The sequence below is a fragment of the Hydrocarboniphaga sp. genome (genome assembly GCF_965279055.1).
Lineage (GTDB): Bacteria > Pseudomonadota > Gammaproteobacteria > Nevskiales > Nevskiaceae > Hydrocarboniphaga.
The window spans coordinates 3,554,214-3,573,288 of sequence record NZ_OZ257125.1; the positions used below are offsets into that span (position 1 = coordinate 3,554,214).

Here is a 19,075-nt window from a genome sequence, read left to right on the forward strand (position 1 = left end):
CCTCCCACGCTTGCGGGGGAGGGTTGGGGTGGGGGCGCGAATGCGGAGCGTCGCTCAATTCGTCCGCCCCCACCCCGGGCCTCCCCCGCTGCGCAGGGGAGGGAGAAAGGCTTCTAGCGCGCATCGAGCAACTCCTGCTGGCGCTGCGAAAATTCGCGATAGCGCTTCTGCCATTCCGAGGGCTGGCTGACGCGCGTGACTTCGACCGCGGTGACCTTGTACTCGGGGCAGTTGGTGGCCCAGTCGGAGTTGTCGGTGGTGATCACGTTGGCGCCGGATTCCGGGAAATGGAACGTGGTGTAGACCACGCCCGGCTGTACACGCTCGGTGACGCGCGCGCGCAGCACGGTTTCACCGGCGCGGCTGGCGACGCCGCACCAGTCGCCGTCGACGATGCCACGCGTTTCCGCGTCGCTCGGATGCAGCTCGAGCCGATCTTCGCTGTGCCAGGCCACATTCTCGGTGCGCCGCGTCTGCGCGCCGACGTTGTACTGCGACAGGATGCGGCCGGTGGTCAGGATCAGCGGGAATTTTGCGTTGACCTTCTCGCTGGTCGGCACGTATTCGGTGACCATGAAGCGGCCCTTGCCGCGCACGAATTCGTCGATATGCATCGTCGGCGTGCCCAGCGGATGCTGCTCGTTGCACGGCCACTGCACGCTGCCGAGTTCGTCCAGCCGCTTGAAGCTGACGCCGGTGAAGGTCGGCGTCAGCGCGGCGATCTCGTCCATGATCTCGGACGGATGCGAGTAGTTCATCGGATAGCCCATCGCGTTCGACAGCAGCTGCGTGATCTCCCAGTCGGCATAGCCGGACTTCGGCTTCATCACCTTGCGCACGCGCGAGATGCGGCGCTCGGCATTGGTGAAGGTGCCGTCTTTTTCCAGGAACGACGAGCCCGGCAGGAACACATGCGCAAACTTGGCGGACTCGTTCAGAAACAGGTCCTGTACGACGATGCATTCCATCGCCGTCAGCGCCGCGGTCACGTGCTGGGTGTTCGGATCGGACTGCGCGATGTCTTCTCCCTCGATGTACAGGCCAAGGAATTCACCGTCCAGCGCCGCCTCGAACATGTTCGGGATGCGCAGCCCGGGTTCGTTGAGCAGCTTCGCGCCCCAGGCGTTTTCGAGCAGATCGCGCGTCGCGTCGTCGGACACGTGGCGATAGCCGGGAAACTCGTGCGGAAACGAGCCCATGTCGCAGGAACCCTGCACGTTGTTCTGGCCGCGCAGCGGATTGACGCCGACGCCTTCGCGGCCGATGTTGCCGGTGGCCATCGCCAGGTTGGCGATGCCCATCACCATCGTCGAGCCCTGGCTGTGTTCGGTGACGCCGAGGCCGTAATAGATGGCGCCGTTGCCGCCGGTCGCATACAGCCGAGCGGCGGCGCGCACCTGGGCCGCCGGCACACCGGTGACCGCTTCCATCGCCTCCGGCGCATGGCGCTCGTCGCCGACGAAGCGGCGCCATTTGTCGAAGGACTCGGTGTCGCAGCGCGCGCGCACGAAGTCTTCTTTCACCAGGCCCTCGCTGACGACGACGTGCGCCAGCGAGTTGATCAGCGCGACGTTCGTGCCGGGGCGCAGCTTCAGATGCTGGCTGGCTTCGATGTGCGGCGTGCGAACCAGGTCGATGCGGCGCGGGTCGGCGACGATCAGCTTGGCGCCTTCGCGCAGACGGCGCTTCATCTGAGAGGCGAACACCGGATGGCCATCGGTGGGATTGGCGCCGATCACCATGATCACGTCGGCCTGCATCACCGAATCGAAGTTCTGCGTGCCGGCGGATTCGCCGAGCGTCTGCTTCAGCCCGTAACCGGTCGGCGAATGGCAGACGCGCGCGCAGGTGTCGACATTGTTGTTGCCGAACGCCGCGCGCACCAGCTTCTGCACCAGATAGGTTTCTTCATTGGTGCAGCGCGACGAGGTGATGCCGCCGATGGAATCGCGGCCGTACTTGGCCTGGATGCGCTTGAACTCGGAGGCGGCATAGCCGATCGCCTCCTCCCAGCTCACTTCGCGCCAGGGGTCGCTGATCTTGGCGCGGATCATCGGCTTGTAGATGCGGTCGCTGTGCGTCGCGTAGCCGATCGCGAAACGGCCCTTGACGCAGCTATGGCCGTGGTTCGCATGGCCGTCCTTGTTCGGCACCATGCGCACCACTTCCTCGCCCTTCATCTCGGCGCGGAAGCTGCAGCCGACGCCGCAGTAGGCGCAGGTCGTGGTCACGCTGTGCTCGGCCTGGCCCATGCTGATCAGCGATTTCTCGGACAAGGTCGCGGTCGGGCAGGCCTGCACGCAGGCGCCGCAGGACACGCATTCCGAATCGAGAAAATCTTCGGCCTGGCTGGCCGACACTTTGGAGTCGAAGCCGCGGCCCTGGATCGTCAGCGCCAGCGTACCCTGCTGCTCGTCGCAGGCGCGCACGCAGCGCGAGCAGACGATGCACTTGCTCGGGTCGAAAGTGAAATACGGGTTGGATTCGTCCTTCGGCGCGAAGCGCGGGTTGGCTTCGCCGTCGCGCCTGGCGTAGACGTGGTTGTCGCCGTCATAGCCATAGCGCACTTCGCGCAGGCCGACCGCGCCGGCCATGTCCTGCAGCTCGCAGTGGCCGTTCGCGGGGCAAGTCAGGCAATCCAGCGGGTGATCGGAGATGTACAGCTCCATCACGCCGCGCCGCAACTCGGCGAGCTTGGCGTTCTGCGTGGTGACTTTCATGCCCGCCGCGACCGGCGTCGTGCACGAGGCCGGATAACCGCGCACGCCGTCGATCTGCACCAGGCACAGGCGACAGGAGCCGAACGCGTCCAGGGTTTCGGTCGCGCACAGCTTCGGGATGTTGATGTCGTTGAGCGCAGCAGCGCGCATCACCGAGGTGCCTTCGGCGACGCTGATTTCGCGGCCGTCGATGCTCAGCGTGATCAGCTTGGTATCGGGCGCCTCGTTGCCGCCGGTGCGCAGGCCGACATTTTTCCATAGCCGTGCCGGGCGCGGCGCCGGCGTTCCAAAATCCTTTTCGACGATCGATAACATGACTCAATCCTCCATACGGAATTCCCTCCCCCGCCTGCGGGGGAGGGTTAGGGTGGGGGCGAGACGGCGCAGCGAAGCTCGGCTCGTCACGCCCCCATCCCGGCCTTCCCCCGCACGCGGGGGAAGAAGACAAAACGTGTATTGCATGGTGCTCAAGCTGCCGCCCCCACCCCGGCCCTCCCCAGCTGCGCAGGGGAGGGAGAAAAACGCCGAAAATCTTCGGGAAAATGATCCAGCGCCGACAGCACCGGATACGGTGTCAGGCCGCCGAGCGCGCACAGCGAGCCGAAAGTCATCGTCTCGCACAGATCGCGCAGCAGCGCTTCCTGCTTCGGCGAATCCAGGCCGCTGCACAGGCGGTCGATGACTTCGACGCCGCGCGTCGAGCCGATGCGGCAGGGCGTGCATTTACCGCAGGATTCGACGGCGCAGAACTCCATCGCGTAACGCGCCTGCGCCGCCATGTCGACGGTGTCGTCGAACACGACGATGCCGCCGTGGCCGAGCATCGCCTTGATCGCGGCAAAGGCTTCGTAATCCAGCGGCGTGTCGAACGTGGACTCCGGCAGGTAGGCGCCCAGCGGGCCGCCGACCTGCACCGCGCGTATCGGCCGGCCGCTGAGCGTGCCGCCGCCGTAGTCGTAGAGCAGTTCGCGCAGCGTCGCGCCAAACGCGAGTTCAACGAGCCCACCGTGTTTGATGTTGCCGGCAAGCTGGATCGGCAAGGTGCCGCGCGAGCGGCCCATGCCGAAGTTCCTGTAGTGCTCGGCGCCGCGCGCCAGGATGATCGGCACCGAGGCGAACGTGATCACGTTGTTGATCACCGTCGGCTGGCCGAACAGGCCCTTGATCGCCGGCAGCGGCGGCTTGAAGCGGATCTGTCCGCGACGGCCTTCGATCGATTCCAGCAGCGCGGTTTCTTCGCCGCAGATGTAGGCGCCTGCGCCGAGCCGTACTTCGAGTTCGAATGCCTTGCCGCTGCTGCGAATATCGCTACCGAGATAGCCGCGCGCTTTCGCCGTCGTGATCGCCGCGTTTAGCGCACGATGCGCGTGCGGATATTCGCAGCGCAGGTAGATGTAACCACGCGTCGCGCCGACCGCGAGGCCGGCGATGGTCATGCCCTCGATCAGCGTGAACGGATCGCCTTCCATCAGCATGCGATCCGAGAATGTGCCCGAGTCGCCTTCGTCTGCGTTGCAGACGATGTACTTCTGCGTGCCCTGCGTATCGTGGACCGCCGACGCGCCTTGCGCGTCCAGGACTGTTTTCCACTTGATGCCGGTCGGAAATGCCGCGCCGCCGCGGCCGCGCAGGCCCGACTCGCTGACCGCCATCACGATCGCGCCGGGCTCCATCAGCAGCGCGCTGTCCAGGCCGCGATAGCCGCCATGTGCCAGATAATCGTCGAGATCGACCGGATCGATCACGCCGACTCGCTCGAAACTCAGCCGCTGCTGGCGCTTCAGATACGGCAGTTCTTCGGTCAGCCCCAAATGCAGCGCATGCGCACCGCCTTCGATGAACTCCGCGTCGAACAGCGAAGCCACGTCTTCTTCCATCACCGGGCCATATGCGATACGGCCTTGCGCGGTCTCGACCTCGACCAGCGGCTCGCGCCACAGCATGCCGCGCGAGCCGTTGCGGATCAGCTTCACGGCGACGCCGCGCAAAGCGGCCTCGGTGAGAATCGCAGCCGCGGTTTCATCGGCGCCGACCGCGATCGCCGACGCATCGCCCGGCACGTAGATGCGGATCGCGCTCATGCGCTTGCCCTCGCCTGCGCCACCAGCGCGTCGAAGCGCTGCGGCGTGACGCGGCCGCGGAGCTTGTCGCCGAGCATGACCGACGGACCGAGCGCGCAGTTGCCGAGGCAATACACCGGCTCCAGCGTGACCGCGCCGTCCGCGGTGGTGCCGTGGAAATCGATCGCCAGCGCCTGCTTGGCGTGCGCCTCGAGTTCCACCGCGCCGACGGCCTGGCAGGCTTCGGCGCGACACAACTGCAGTACGTGGCGGCCGGGCTTGTGCTCGCGAAAGTAGTGATAGAACGTGACCACGCCATGCACCTCGGCGCGCGACAGGTTCAGCTCGTAGGCGATCAGCGCGACCGCGTCTTTCGGCACATAGCCGAGCGCATCCTGCACAGCGTGCAGCACCGGCAGCAGGGCGCCTTGTTGCTCTTTATGGGCCGCGACGGCGGCGCGCACCGCGGCGCGTTGCTCGGGCGGCAGTGCGGAGCCGGGCTCGGGCTGGATCGGAATGATGCGACGCGCTTTCATGTGGGGTTCCAGAGGGCGGAAAGAGTTGATTCCCTCCCCCGCCTGCGGGGGAGGCTTAGGGTGGGGGCGTTCGTCGCGGCTCGGCTCTTTATCGTCGCGCCCCCATCCCAACCTTCCCCCGCTCGCGGGGGAAGGAGACAAACAAGGCATCGGGCGAAAATATTCACTTGAACAGCACCGCCGCTTTTTGCAGCGTGACCCACACGCCCCAGGCCAGCGGAACGCCGACCGCGAGCCAGGCCAGCGGCACGGCGATGCTCGATGAAGCCGGCGATGTCGCAACGGCAGCCGCCGCCTTGTCTTCATGCGCGGCGCTGCGCGCCGCCTCGACTTCGGCCTCGCTCATGTGCCATTTCGCGGCGACCGGCCTGATCAGCAGGTTGCAGACCAGGCCCAGCACCAGCAGGCCGGCGAGGATCAGCATCGTCGTGTCGTAGGCCTGCGCCTTGGCGACGCCTTGGGCGAGCTGGTATTCGCGGATGTAGTTGACCAGCACCGGGCCGAGAATGCCGGCGGTGGCCCAGGCGGTGAGCAGGCGGCCGTGGATCGCGCCGACGAACTGCGTGCCGAACATGTCGGCCAGATAGGCCGGCACGGTCGCAAAGCCGCCGCCGTACATCGACAGAATGATGCAGAACAGGCCGACGAACAGCGCGATGCTGCCAGCATGGCCGGCCGACGGCGCGGCCGAGTAGAGCGCGATGCCGAGCGCAAAGAACACGAAGTAAGTCGCCTTGCGGCCGATGCGATCCGACAGCGAGGCCCAGAAGAACCGGCCGCCGATGTTGAACAGGCTGAGCAGGCCGGTGAACCCGGCGGCGATCGCGGCGATCTGCATTTTTTGCGCAGCGTCCAGGTCGTTGATGCCGGCGGCGCTGCCGATCAGCCGGCCGCCGAACACTTCCTGCAGCATCGGCGAGGCCATGCCGATGACGCCGATGCCGGCGCTGACGTTCAGGCACAACACGCCCCAGATCAGCCAGAACTGCGGCGTTTTATGCGCGTTGCGCAAATGCACCTGGCGCGCGCTGATCATCGTGTTGGCGCCCGCATCGGCCGGCGGCGTCCAGCCCGCCGGTTGCCAGCCGCGCGGCGGCACGCGGTACGCGAGCGCGCCGGCGATCATGAACACGAAGTAGATCGCGGCCAGCGTCAGGAAGGTCTGCCAAACGCCGACCGATGTCGCGCTGGCGTAATGCGTCATCAGCCGGTCCGCCAGCGGCGCGCCGATCATCGCGCCGCCGCCGAAACCCATGATCGCCATGCCGGTGGCCATGCCGCGACGATCCGGGAACCACTTGATCAGCGTCGACACCGGCGAGATGTAGCCCAGGCCCAGGCCGATGCCGCCGATCACGCCCGAGCCCAGCCACATCAGCGTGATCTGGTGGGTGTAGACGCCGAGCGCCGAGATCACCAGGCCGCCGCACCAGCAGAACGCGCTGACGACGCCGGCCTTGCGCGGCCCGGCGCGCTCCAGCCAGCCGCCCCAGATCGCCGCCGAGCACCCGAGAAACACGAAGAACAGGGTGTACATCCAGCCGAGCTGGCTGATCTTCCAGTCGCAGCCGGTGGCGAACAGCAGGCTGAAGAATCCGGCGTCCGCCGGGCAATCGACGGGCTGGGTGATGCCGACGGCTTTCGACAGCGGCAGCCAGAACACCGAGAAGCCATAGGCCATGCCGATGCACAGGTGTATGCACAGCGCCGCCGGCGGCACCAGCCAGCGGCTGAAGCCGGGGCCGGCGATGGTGCGCTCCTTGGACAGGAAGGCGGGTGCGGATGGGACGTCTTGTGGGCTGGCAGTTGCAACGCTGGCCATGCTGATCTCCTCGCTCGTGGTCGGCCTGGCTCTTTGGCAAGGTCTTTCGGTTGACTAGAGCATATTTTCCGGCGCAGGTTGACTAGACTTTGGTCGCAACAAGCTAGCATTGAATGCCTTTCAGGCTGAACAATCGGTGCTGGCGATCCGGTTTAATCGGCTTTATTGTTCCTATGTTCCCTCACTTCCGGGCATTGAAAGCATGTTCAAGCTGTCGATCAAACCGCAGTGGCAGCTGGCCCGTGGCGACGAGCGTCACCTGCTGCCGCGCGTGGTCGAGCTGCTGATCGGCATTCACGAAACCGGCACGCTGGCCGGCGCCTGCGCGCGCATGAAGCTGTCGTACCGCTACGCCTGGGGCATCCTGCAGGAAGGCCATCAGGCCTTCGGCGTGCCGCTGGTGGAGAGCCGCCGCGGCCGCGGTGCGGTGCTGACGCCGCTGGGCGAGAAGCTGGTCTGGGCCGACAAGCGCATCGCCGCGCGCCTGTCGCCGATCTTCGACAGCCTCGCCTCGGAGCTGGAAGTCGAGCTGGAGCGTGCGCTCAGCGACGCTCAGGGCATCCTGCGCATGCAGGCCAGCCACGGCTTTGCGGTGGAGCTGCTGCGCGACTGGTTCGCCCGCCAGCAGATTCCGCTGGACCTGAAATATCGCAGCAGCTACGAGGCGCTGTCGGCGCTCGACGCTGGCGCCTGCGACGTCGCCGGCTTTCATATTCCGCTCGGCGAATTCCAGGGGCAGGCGCTGGAGCACTACCGCGACTGGCTACTCGCTCCGACGCGCCAGCTGATCTGGCTGGCGACGCGGCGGCAGGGGTTGATGGTTGCGCGCGGCAACCCAAAACACATTCAGGGCCTGGCCGATCTGGTGCGCAGCGACGTGCGCTTCGTCAACCGCCAGCTCGGCTCCGGCACGCGCGTGCTGCTCGACCTTTTGTTGCGGCAGCAGAAGCTCGACCCGCATCGCATCGACGGTTACGACACCGGCGAATACACGCACGCCGCGGTCGCTGCCTTCGTTGCCAGCGGCATGGCCGATGCCGGCTTCGGCGTGGAGACGCCGGCGCAGCGCTTCGGCCTGGACTTCATCCCGCTGGCGACCGAGCGTTACTTCTTTGCCTGCAGCAGCGAGTTCCTGGAAACCGCGACCATGACGCGGGTGCTCGCAAGCTTGCGCAGCGCCGAGTTCAAGGCCGCGATCAACGCGCTCGCCGGCTACGATGGCATGCAGTCGGGCACGGTGATGACGATCGCCGAGGCTTTTCCCGACTTCGATAAAAAACCGGCGCGCTGAGGAGCGATGCAATGAACGAGACGAAACCGGGCGCGATCAGCGCCGAGGAATGGCAGCTGCGCGTGGACCTGGCCGCCTGCTACCGGCTGGTGGCCTGGTATGGCTGGGACGATCTGGTGTTCACGCATATCTCGGCGCGGGTGCCGGGTAGCGATCACCATTTTCTGATCAACCCCTACGGATTCCTGTTCGAGGAAATCACCGCGTCGTCGCTGGTGAAGATCGATCTGCACGGCAACAAGGTCGCGGACTCGCCTCACCCGATCAACCCGGCCGGCTTCACCATCCACAGCGCGATTCACGCCGCGCGCGAAGACGCGCAATGCGTGCTGCACATTCATTCGCCGAACGGTATCGCGGTGTCGGCGCAGAAGCAGGGGCTGCTGCCGCTGTCGCAGCAATCGATCTTTGCGCTGTCGTCGATCGCATATCACGACTACGAAGGGGTCGCGCTGTTCGATGACGAAAAGCCGCGGCTGGTGCGCGACATCGGCGACAAGAATTTTCTGATGCTGCGCAACCACGGCCTGCTGACCGTCGGCCGCAGCATCGCCGACGCGTTCCAGTCCATGTACCTGTTCGAGGCGGCCTGCATGATCCAGGTGCGTGCGCAGGCCGGCGGCGGCGAGCTGCTGAACATCCCGCAAAGCATCGTCGACACCGCGCAGGATCAGGCGCGTGCGGTGACGCGCGGCCAGGGCGCCGGGCTGGCGTGGCCGGGCCTGCTGCGCCGGCTGGATCGGATCGATCCGTCGTTCCGCACCTAGCGTGCCTGTAGGAGCGGACCCTGTCCGCGACTGAAATCTTGAAGAGCACAGTCGCGGATAGGATCCGCTCCTACAACTGCTGAAGTGGCGGCAGCGACTGAACTTTGGGCATGCTTGGCCGCCTTCACGACAGGGAGACTCAACCATGCTGCCGCACGTCATCGGCTCGTCGATTCATTACATCGTGGTGTTTCTGCTGGTCGGCACCGTCACTGCCGAGATGTACCTGCTCAAGCTGACGCCCAGCGTGGAGAACGTACGCGTGATCGCCCGCGCCGACACCGGCTATGGAATCGCCGCCGTGCTGGTGCTGCTCAGCGGCGCCAGCGGCGTGATGCACAGCGGCAAAGGCGCGGCCTATTACTTCCACAACGGCGCGTTCCACGCGGCGATCACGTTCTTCATTCTTGCCGGCCTGCTGTCGATCGCACCGACCGTGCGCTTCATCCGCTGGAAGAAGGCCGCCAACAGCAGCGGCGCGCTGCCGAGCGCCGAGCAATGGAAGGCGCAGCGCAAATGGGTGCACCTGCAGCTCGGCCTGATCGCGGCGATCGCCGTGTGCATGTCGATGATGGCGCGCGGCGTCGGCAGCTTCGGCTGATGGCCGAGGCTGTTATTCCTGCAAAGGCGGGAATCGAGGGATCGGGCTGCCCCCCGCCGCGCCGGGTCGATTCCCCGCCTGGGAAAGTAGGAGATTCGCCTACGCGGCTTTTTGTAAATTGGATGCGCAAATTACGTAAGAGACGAGTATCATTCGAGTCGCCCGATGGACCACTCCCCGGCCTTGCAAAGTGCCGGGAGTGGGTTGTACCCCTAGCCGCCCCCATGCCATGTGCCTGTCGGGCGGTTTTTCGTTTCCGGGCTCCCCCCTCTTTCGCCGCCCCGTAGCCCGGGTGCAACCCGGGATCGAGCCCGCCGCTTCACCGCCACGCCCCCGGTTCTGCACACCCTGTGGACAAGCTGTGGCGGAAGTGTGAGTAAACACTATATTTAGTGGCGCCTTATCCCAGCCCCCACAAGCCCTAGTGTTTTCAGGGGTTTTTCTTCTTGACGATACCGGCCCCGGGGAGCAACCTAGACCCTCATAGCCGGTGCCCCGCGCACCCGCCAAAACCATAAGGCGAGCCCGCCACAAGCGGGCCACCAACAGATTCCAAGCCGCCGTCAGCACGAGGACACAAGCTTTTGCCGGCGCGGCTTTCAAACAACAAGGAAAGACACATGCTGGAATGGGATGATGCCCCGCAAGCCGCCGCCAAGCCCGCCGACCTCAGCCTCAAGGCTGCCGTCGCCGCTGCCGCGCCCTCCGTTGCCGTCACGCCGGGGCCGGTGCTGATGGCCGCGCACAACGAGCCCAAGGAAGCCGGCTTCACCGGCCTGGAAGACCTCACCATGGGTGCCAAGCGCATCCAGGTGGACGACAAGAAGATCATCAACTGCCGCGCCGATCTCAACCAGCTGGTGCCCTTCAAGTACAAGTGGGCCTGGGAAAAGTACCTGGCCGCCTGCAACAACCACTGGATGCCGCAGGAAGTGGGCATGAGCGCCGACATCGCGCTGTGGCAGGACCCGAACGGCCTGACCGAAGACGAGCGCCTGATCATCAAGCGCTCCTTGGGCTTCTTCAGCACCGCCGACAGCCTGGTCGCCAACAACCTGGTGCTCGCGGTCTACAAGCACATCACCAATCCGGAATGCCGCCAGTACATCCTGCGTCAGGCGTTCGAAGAGGCGATCCACACCCACGCCTACCAGTACATCATCGAAAGCCTCGGCCTGGACGAAGCCGAAATCTTCAACATGTACCGCGAAGTGCCGAGTATTCACGACAAGGCCGCGTGGAGCCTGCCGTACACGCAGAGCCTGGCGGACGAGACCTTCCATACCGGCACGCCGGAAATGGATCAGCGCCTGCTGCGCGACATGATCGCGTTCTACGTGGTGTTCGAAGGCATCTTCTTCTACGTCGGCTTCGTGCAGCTGCTGAGCTTCGGCCGCCGCAACAAGATGGTCGGCGCCAGCGAGCAGATCCAGTACATCATGCGCGACGAAGCCATGCACATGAACTTTGGCATCGACGTGATCAACCAGATCAAGATCGAAAACCCGCACCTGTGGACCGCCGCGTTCCAGGAAGAAGCCCGCAAGATGATCATCGAGGCCACGGAACTGGAAATCCGCTACGCCCACGACACCATGCCGCGCGGCGTGCTAGGCCTCAACGCCAGCATGTTCAACGAATACATGCAGTACATCGCCAACCGCCGCTGCAACCAGATCGGCCTCAAGGAAATCTACCCGGGCGCCGAGAACCCGTTCCCGTGGATGAGCGAGGTGATCGATCTGAAGAAGGAGAAGAACTTCTTCGAGACGCGGGTTACTGAGTATCAGACTGGTGGGGCGTTGAACTGGGATTGATTTAAAAACTTATAGAAAATTCGTCCGATCATTGATGTCGATGGTCTTTGGCAAAGAAGCACTAGGGAGAAATGAAATGGGAATCGCAAAGAGCACCACGTCCTTAAACTCTTGGGGGTCTGCCAATGATCATCGACACATCCGAAAACCTTGCTGCTGAAGAATTAGTTTCCCATATCGTTTCTGGAGTCGTAGGACATCAGTACGGGCATTTCTCGGCCAGATACGACGTAGAAAAAAAGGTTGTCAGAACGAAGTTGCCAGCAGACAAGGCTCAGTGGGTCTTGAACCAAGTGCCTGCGTCGCGGCATCTGGCAATTTCTTGCTCGACATTCATAGGGAAAGATGTTCTCCCAAATGTCTCATCAACAAACGTCTTAACGGTCGAACTTAACGTTCCCGATAAGCTTTTGATACGTACGCCGCGACATCTATTAACCACGATTTGCGAGCATCTAAGTCGAGTGGCGATCCCCGCGCCTTCTGCCTTGATATGCACCACTCAAAATTCGTTGGCAATCTGGGCTCTTGATCGATCCTTTGAGTACGATGAATTAGGCGAACTGTATGCGGTGGAATGCGGGCTTGCGGAAGCCCTTCAGAAATTCGGCGCCACAACCTCGCCGCAGAGTGCTTCCCGATACCTTCCACTACCCAGACCTGATGGTGTCGGACGCGCCGTAGCGCTGATCGGAAATGGTGCTCTAACCACTTCTTCAAGCAAACGCTTAATACATGTCACTGGAGATTACGTAAGCTCCAACACGGCGAAGCGCCTAAACAGGAACATAGAGGTTATTTCAGAGCTGGGAGCTTTACTTTTTAAGCGATTCATCGATGTGTCTGCAGCGCCAGAAAAGTACTGGCTCTGGATGGCGGCGTACGCGGCCGCCAGTGGCTACTATGTCAGCCACCAAGAATTGAGGGACATCACTCGCTCCATTGTCGAATCTCTTGAAAGATGTACTTGGGACGATGCACGCACCAGAAAAGTCCCCACACTCGACTACAACTATGAGAATTATCTCGACGTTTTAGTCCGGAACGTCAAAGCGGAGATGGTCCGCCTGGGACCACGGGCCGAGGACTACTATTCAATACAGGATGGCAGTTGGACGGCAGTTGTTGCGGCCAATTTATCCGTAACTCTTGCCGAGATCGAAGAGCTAAGGAACCTCTGAATAACTCACCGAAAGTCGAAGCGGTGACTGCGGCGCTGCCTTCATGATTGTTTTCTGCGAAGCCGACTGATTCATTTATCGGCCTGAGCTGATCAAAAGACGCTTACCGGTGACAATTCATCCCACATTGAGTATCAGCGGGCGCAATTCCCCCGTCATCGACAGCAATTTCTTTCGCACCATCCACAGATTCGACAGCGCAAACAGGGTCATCACCTGCGCCGTGTTTTTCGCCAGGCCCTTGAAGCGCGCCTTGTTGTAGCCGAACTGCCGCTTGATTACGCGAAACGGATGCTCGACGAAGGCGCGAACGCGAGCCTTGGCATATTCCGCCTGCTGAGCCGCGCGCTTTTGACTGCCTTCCGGCATCGCACGAATCCGGCTTGAGCGAGCCGCGATCTGCCACTGCAGTTTCTTTCTCACCACGCGCTTGTCTGCGCCCGTGTAGCCCGCGTCGGCATAGACTACTTGCTCCCTGCCGTGCAGCAACTCGTCCACCACCGCGATGTCGGCTTCATTGGCAGCGGTTACCACCACGGTGTGCACCAAGCCAGAATCCACGTCCGCGCCGATGTGCGCCTTCATGCCGAAAAAGTACTGATTGCCTTTCTTGGTCTGGTGCATCTCGGGATCGCGCTCACCGTCGGCGTTCTTGGTCGAACTCGGCGCCGAAATGATCGTGGCATCCACCATGCTGCCGCGCTTGAGCAGCAAGCCTTTGCGCCCCAGGTAGGCATTGATCCGGGTGAAAAGCTCCAGTGCTAACCCATACGTTTCCAGCAGGTGTCGGAAATTCAGAATCGTGGTCTCGTCCGGGATCGGCCGCGTCAGCGACAGCCCGGCAAACTGACGCATCGAGGCGACTTCGTACAGCGCCTCTTCCATCGCCGGATCCGACAATCCGAACCAGTTCTGCATGAGGTGAATGCGCAGCATCGTCGCCAGCGGATACGGCGGCCGTCCATCGCCGCCCACCGGATACACCGGCTCGATCAGCGACAGCAGCAGCTTCCACGGAACCACCTGGTCCATCTCGGCTAGGAAAATCTCCCGACGTGTCCGTTTTCGCTTGCCCGCGTACTCCGCGTCCCCGAAACTCAACTGCATTGCTTCCGCTCCGATTCTTTTCTAGCCACAGATCGCAGCAACCATCACGCCACTCGCAATGGGTTTTTCAGACCTTCCCTAAGGTTAAGACATTTAAAGGACGCAGAATCTCAGGCGTATTGCCAAGGCCCGATCCCAAAAATTTACCGGCTCCCTGTAGGCAATGAGGCATACGTACCCCTCTCTACCTTCTTGATGGCAGCTTGATTCATCACAAGAAAACGATAGGCCGAACACGACAGCGTAGATGCGAGTTAAAGGGGCCAGGTTCGAGTTAAAGTGCCCACATTCCAGTCTTTCGTTTGAGTGGCTGTTACCGTAGCGTCGGAGAGGGTTAAAGGGGCCAGGCTCGTATTGGGTTACGAAAAAGGGGTTGCGAGCGCCATTGGACTTGCGCTGCGGCGACCACAGATAACCGCCGCCAAACCTTTTGCCGGTAGCTCTATCTCTGATTCTGATTGACCCACCAATACCGCATCAGAGGCTCAGCAGTTTGCGTTAGGCTCTACTGAGATTCCACCCATCACATAAGCATGTGCCACTCCGTCACTGCATACTTGAGTGAGGGCCTTGAGGCGAGAACCGATGCTACTGACCGTGGCGGCATTTAAGCAGCGTGTGCGCGAGGATATGGACGGCCTCGTCGCCGATCTCCAGGAGGTCACTGGACGGGAGGGCAAAGAGGAAGCCGATGCGTGGCGCAGTTCGCTACCGGCGACCGCCGATTTACTGTCAGCGCTACCGGCGACCGCCGATTTACTGTCAGCGCCAGAACTCGATCCCTTGCACGTCTTCTTCGGTGGAGCCGGACACACCTCTCTCGAATATCAGCTGCCTGCCGCCTCGGCTTGGTGCGATCTAATCCTGCTAGGTAGTAAGAACGGGCGTCCCGCTGCATTGATCATGGAACTGAAGCACTGGGCCACTGCAACGGACCAGCCAGGTCCGACCGAAGGCCTGATGCTGCGATATGGCAGCACCTATCTTCATCCTTCCAAGCAAGTCCGCGGATATACGGAGTATATCCGTAACTTTCATTCTGCCGTCCACGACCAGGACGCGACGGTGAACGGCTGCGTGTTCTTCACCCGATCCGGAGCGGCCGATGCCTACCTCGTCGCGCCCAACGATCGGCTGACCACCAACCACCCTATCTTCACCACTGCGGCCAACGATGTATCCAGCCGCTTCCCCGCCTTCGCCGCCGGCCTCATTACGGACCCAGCACCAGAATTCGCCGAACGCTTTGAACGTGGGCGTTATGTCCAGAATCGGGGTTTCGTCAGCCAGATCGGGCAACAGATTCTTGATCCGTCCTCCAGCCCGTTTGTGCTGTTGGACAATCAAGAGAAAGCATTCTTAATCTGTCGGGACCGGTTACGTGAGTTGGTCCATCATCGCGACGGCACCGGCAACAAACGCGTAGTGATCGTTCATGGACCTCCAGGCTCGGGTAAGTCTGTCGTTGCCGCGAAGCTTTGGGCGAGCTTGGTCACCGACGGAACCCTGCAGGTTGGCAACGTGGTGCTGACAACTACTTCTGCAAGCCAGAACAGCAATTGGGTCCACCTAGTTGAGCGTGCCGGGCGTACCAGCGCGGCGGCCGGCATCGTCAAAAAGGCGGCGGGCTATCATCCGGTTTCGACGCAGACAGTCGGCAAGCTACGCAAGAAACACGGCGCAGGTCTGTTTCAGGATGCCGTTACGTGGAGAGCCAATCTCCAACTGCTGAGACAGCTACATCCACTACAGGCAGGCGCGGAAGACGACGCGTTCTTGGTATCGCTGGTCGACGAAGCCCACGCACTCATCAATCCAGAGCATTCGGATGGCCGCGGTCAATTCGGCTTTGCACCAACCTTAGGTCCTCAGGCGTACCACATCATCCGTACATCGAAGGTTGCGGTGTTCTTCATGGACCGGGACCAGGGGTATCGCGATCGAGAAAATACCACCGTTGCCGATATCCGCTTGTGGGCTCAAGAACTGGGCGCGAGCATCGATGAAGTAGATCTTTCTGGTGCCCAGTTTCGTTGCGCTGGCTCCAAGGAATACACCGATTGGATCGAAACGATCCGCAGCGATACCCACCCGCACTTCGCTGCCAAAGCTGCAAAACGATGGCGCGGTCAACTGCAGGACTTTGTCGTCAGAGACACGCACGGGGCGATCGGAGAGGCACGGCCGCAGCCTTACCTTGCACGACCGACGATGGCTTTCGAGATAGTCGAAAGCCCATTCGGGCTCGATGCGTTCCTGCTTCCTCATAAGGAATCTGGCGCTTCGGTTCGCTTGCTTTCCAGCTATAGCCGCAAATGGAATACCGCTAAAGCTCCCCAGCCTCATGAACTGCCCGCCGAGCTACAGGATTTCGCCATCGAATCGACGTTGCAAGGCCAACCCGCGATCTGGAAGAAGCCATGGAACTATGTGCCCGCGCAGACCGGTGACTACACCTTGTTCGTGCAGGCTAAAGAAGGATCAAGGATGGCGCGCGATCCTCTGAGCGAGGTCGGATGCCCTTATGCCGTTCGCGGATTCGACTTCGACTATATCGGCCTTATATGGGGCAAAGATCTAGTCTGGAGAACCAGCCGTTGGATCGTTCAACCCAGGTTCGTCTTCGAAACTGGGGTCAGTAGAGCGAAGAAACTGGCGACCAAAGAAGCTGATCTACATGGGCCCGCACATAGGGCGCTACTGAATCGAGTTTGGCAGTCATACCGCATTTTGCTGACGCGCCCGATGCGGGGCTTAGTCGTATATGTGGAAGATGAGGAGACGCGACAATATTTACTGAAAGCTACCGGGCGAACTTAAGCTACGCACGGTATTAGTCTGCATCTTTAGCTCGTCTTGTGGCGCGTAATCTTTCCCGTCTCGGCGACATTTCAAAACCAGAGCTTTCCGGGCCGGGCACAACCAGTCAGTAGTACTCGACAAAGCCGACCGTCAGATCGTAGTCGGATGCATGCGAGCCGATCGTCGGAAAGATGCCGGCGGGCAGGAAGCCTTTGCCGCTGGAAACGACGGTGCCCGCCGCATAAACAGAAGCCTGGTCGGTGTAATCCGCATCGAAGCTGGCGATCAGCACGCCGTTGCGGATGTAGTAGGCCCGGGTATGGCTGCCTTCGTACGTCGTCTTCGGTCCCGCTGCGAGTGTCACGGTGGAAACGCTGCTGCTGGCGCCGACCGCTTTGACGGTGCCGAGATTGTTCAGCGGCACCGGACCGAGCTTGGTGGTGACCGTGGCCGGCAGCATCAGATCGGTGATGCCCCAGGCATCGAACTGCGCCAGCGTGTTGGGATTGTTGCTATAGCCGCCCAGCGCGATCGCGTAATAAGGAATCTGCGGCTCCATCAGATAAGCCGGCGGATTGATCAGCGCGAACGCCAGCATATTCTGCTCGGCGGGGCCGCCGTTGACAGATTTGCAGGTCGTGCCACTGACATGGATCTCGGCGAGCGCACCGCCGCCCGCCGGCGTCACGTAGCTGAAGCCGGGCGGCAAGGCCGGCATGGACGACACCGGCAGGATCAGCAGCGAGGTCTGCTCGTCGCAGCCTGTGAAGACCAGGTTGTTCGCCGCGTCGACCGGATCGACCGCATGGGCGGTAGCGCAGAAAGCGGAGCTTGCGAGCAGCACGGCGAGGGCTGCGGCGGTTTTGAAAGTCTTCACGGGGCACCTGTCGAGTTCGATTGCGGGTTTGGAGGTCGGGCCCAAGCAACGGGCCTTCGATGACCGCCAGACTACGCATCGCCTGTTTCAGGCCTCATTCCGAAGGCTGAAACATGATGTCAACGGTGTTTCAGGCCGCCTGCCCTTCGCGATAGGCCTGCATGATCTTTTCTATTTCGGGCAGCAGGCCGATGAACAGCGGCACCAGCTGCGGATCGAAATGCAGGCCGGCCTGCGCCTGGATGTAGCTCAGTGCCTGATCGATCGGCCAAGCCGGCTTGTACGGACGCGCGGCGGTCAGCGCGTCGAACACGTCGGCCAGGGCGACAATGCGACCTTCCAGCGGAATGGCATCGCCCGACAATCCTTGCGGATAACCGCTGCCGTCCCAACGCTCGTGATGAGACAAGGCGACGCTCGCCGCGAGCATCAGGATCTCGCTGTCGTGCTCGCCGATGATGCGGGCGCCGATCGCCGGGTGGCGCCGCATGATGTCCCACTCTTCCTCGACGAGCTTGCCGGGCTTCTGCAGGATGCGATCCGGGATGCCGATCTTGCCGATGTCGTGCATCGGTGCGGCATGGAACAGGCTGTTGCACCAGCCTTCGTCGGCGCCGCAGGCTTGGGCCAGCAGCCTGGCGTAGTAGCTCATGCGGATGACATGAAAGCCGGTTTCATCGTCCTTGTATTCGGCGGCGCGGCCGAGCCGGCGGATGATTTGCAGCCGCGATTCGTCCAGGGCTGCGGTACGTTCGTTCACCAGGTCTCGCAGGTGCTGTTCCTGGTCGCTGAGACGCAGGTGATTCATGACCCGCGCGAGCACGATCGGCGCACTCACCGGTTTGACGATGTAGTCGACCGCGCCCACCTCGAAGCCCAGCGCCTCGTCCTCCACGTCGTTCAGCGCGGTCACGAAGATCACCGGCACTTGCCTGGTTGCCGGGTTGAGTTTGAGCCGCCGGCACACCTCGTAGCCGTCCATGCCGGGCATGGTCACGTCCAGCAGGATCAGTTTCGGCCGGGGCTCGGCCAGCGCCTGCTCGAGCGCCTGCTCGCCGTCCAGCGCCAGGCGCAGGCGATAACGCTCACCAAGAATGCCGCGCAGCACCTCGAGGTTGAACGGCGTGTCGTCGACCAGCAACAGCAGCGGTCTGTTTTCGTCCTGTTCCGAAGCAGCGATGCTCATCGGTGTTCCTTCCAGCTTGGGGCGGCGTGGCGGCCGCCGGGTTCATCGTCGGTCCGGCACGTCGCATCATCTTCAGTTACGGCCCCGCGCTCGCACGTCGGCCGCCGCCATTTCTCGTTAAACGCGTGTCGAGTGCGGATATCGGGCGGCGACATCCAGCGACGGCATCGAGGGGCGGCATCGAGCGGTGATACCGGACGGTTCCCGATGTTAGAGTCTGTCTGCCGTCCGCGGAACGGCGCCAATCATCGGACCAACGGCAGCCAATTAGGCTCGACGTGGTTCCCCTAAGGCAATAGTCGAATAAG

13 protein-coding genes are annotated in these 19,075 nt (G+C 62.4%); 6 read left to right on the forward strand and 7 right to left on the reverse strand.

All coding sequences use genetic code 11. The features are described 5' to 3' along the window. Positions 1-113: 113 nt before the first annotated feature. The 4 genes from fdhF to ACQZF9_RS16060 all read right to left on the reverse strand — a co-directional run bounded on the left by fdhF (position 114) and on the right by ACQZF9_RS16060 (position 7,138). Complete coding sequence (fdhF, locus tag ACQZF9_RS16045) at positions 114-3,035, reverse strand: formate dehydrogenase subunit alpha (RefSeq protein ID WP_428309966.1); 2,922 nt, start codon at positions 3,033-3,035, stop codon at positions 114-116. A 152-nt stretch (positions 3,036-3,187) separates the two neighbouring features. After that, positions 3,188-4,801, reverse strand: a complete 1,614-nt coding sequence (locus tag ACQZF9_RS16050) for a formate dehydrogenase beta subunit (RefSeq protein WP_428309967.1) — start codon at positions 4,799-4,801, stop codon at positions 3,188-3,190. Further along, entirely contained in the window at positions 4,798-5,316 is a 519-nt protein-coding gene (locus ACQZF9_RS16055; RefSeq protein ID WP_428309968.1) for a formate dehydrogenase subunit gamma, read from the reverse strand. The genes ACQZF9_RS16050 and ACQZF9_RS16055 overlap by 4 nt, the downstream gene beginning before the upstream one ends. Positions 5,317-5,479: 163 nt before the next feature. After that, entirely contained in the window at positions 5,480-7,138 is a 1,659-nt protein-coding gene (locus ACQZF9_RS16060; RefSeq protein ID WP_428309969.1) for an OFA family MFS transporter, read from the reverse strand. Between the two features lie 202 nt (positions 7,139-7,340). On the opposite strand from ACQZF9_RS16060, the gene ACQZF9_RS16065 reads away from it, so the two are divergent. The 5 genes from ACQZF9_RS16065 to ACQZF9_RS16085 all read left to right on the forward strand — a co-directional run bounded on the left by ACQZF9_RS16065 (position 7,341) and on the right by ACQZF9_RS16085 (position 12,795). After that, a complete protein-coding gene (locus tag ACQZF9_RS16065; protein ID WP_428309970.1) occupies positions 7,341-8,429 on the forward strand; it encodes a substrate-binding domain-containing protein in 1,089 nt (362 codons plus the stop codon). Between the two features lie 11 nt (positions 8,430-8,440). Next, positions 8,441-9,196 carry a class II aldolase/adducin family protein gene (locus tag ACQZF9_RS16070; protein ID WP_428309971.1) on the forward strand — a complete coding sequence of 252 codons (756 nt, stop codon included), beginning with the start codon at positions 8,441-8,443 and terminating at the stop codon, positions 9,194-9,196. A 145-nt stretch (positions 9,197-9,341) separates the two neighbouring features. Continuing rightward, positions 9,342-9,797, forward strand: coding sequence for a DUF2214 family protein (locus ACQZF9_RS16075; protein ID WP_428309972.1), 456 nt, complete (start codon positions 9,342-9,344; stop codon positions 9,795-9,797). Positions 9,798-10,417: 620 nt separating this feature from the next. Further along, positions 10,418-11,614: a ribonucleotide-diphosphate reductase subunit beta gene (locus ACQZF9_RS16080; protein WP_428309973.1), complete on the forward strand. Its 1,197-nt coding sequence runs from the start codon at positions 10,418-10,420 to the stop codon at positions 11,612-11,614. 125 nt (positions 11,615-11,739) lie between these two features. Further along, entirely contained in the window at positions 11,740-12,795 is a 1,056-nt protein-coding gene (locus ACQZF9_RS16085) for a hypothetical protein (RefSeq protein WP_428309974.1), read from the forward strand. Positions 12,796-12,912: 117 nt separating this feature from the next. Here the strand turns inward: ACQZF9_RS16085 and ACQZF9_RS16090 are convergent, their stop codons facing one another. Beyond that, the gene (locus tag ACQZF9_RS16090; RefSeq protein WP_428309522.1) at positions 12,913-13,902 is read right to left on the reverse strand and encodes an IS5 family transposase; all 990 of its coding nucleotides are present in this window, start codon (positions 13,900-13,902) and stop codon (positions 12,913-12,915) included. Between the two features lie 585 nt (positions 13,903-14,487). Here ACQZF9_RS16090 and ACQZF9_RS16095 point away from each other — a divergent pair. Then, entirely contained in the window at positions 14,488-16,722 is a 2,235-nt protein-coding gene (locus ACQZF9_RS16095) for a DNA/RNA helicase domain-containing protein (RefSeq protein WP_428309975.1), read from the forward strand. Positions 16,723-16,828: 106 nt separating this feature from the next. Here ACQZF9_RS16095 and ACQZF9_RS16100 read toward each other — a convergent pair whose 3' ends face one another. Next, positions 16,829-17,581, reverse strand: a complete 753-nt coding sequence (locus tag ACQZF9_RS16100; protein WP_428309976.1) for a hypothetical protein — start codon at positions 17,579-17,581, stop codon at positions 16,829-16,831. A gap of 130 nt (positions 17,582-17,711) precedes the next feature. After that, complete coding sequence (locus tag ACQZF9_RS16105; protein ID WP_428309977.1) at positions 17,712-18,767, reverse strand: HD-GYP domain-containing protein; 1,056 nt, start codon at positions 18,765-18,767, stop codon at positions 17,712-17,714. Positions 18,768-19,075: the final 308 nt, after the last annotated feature.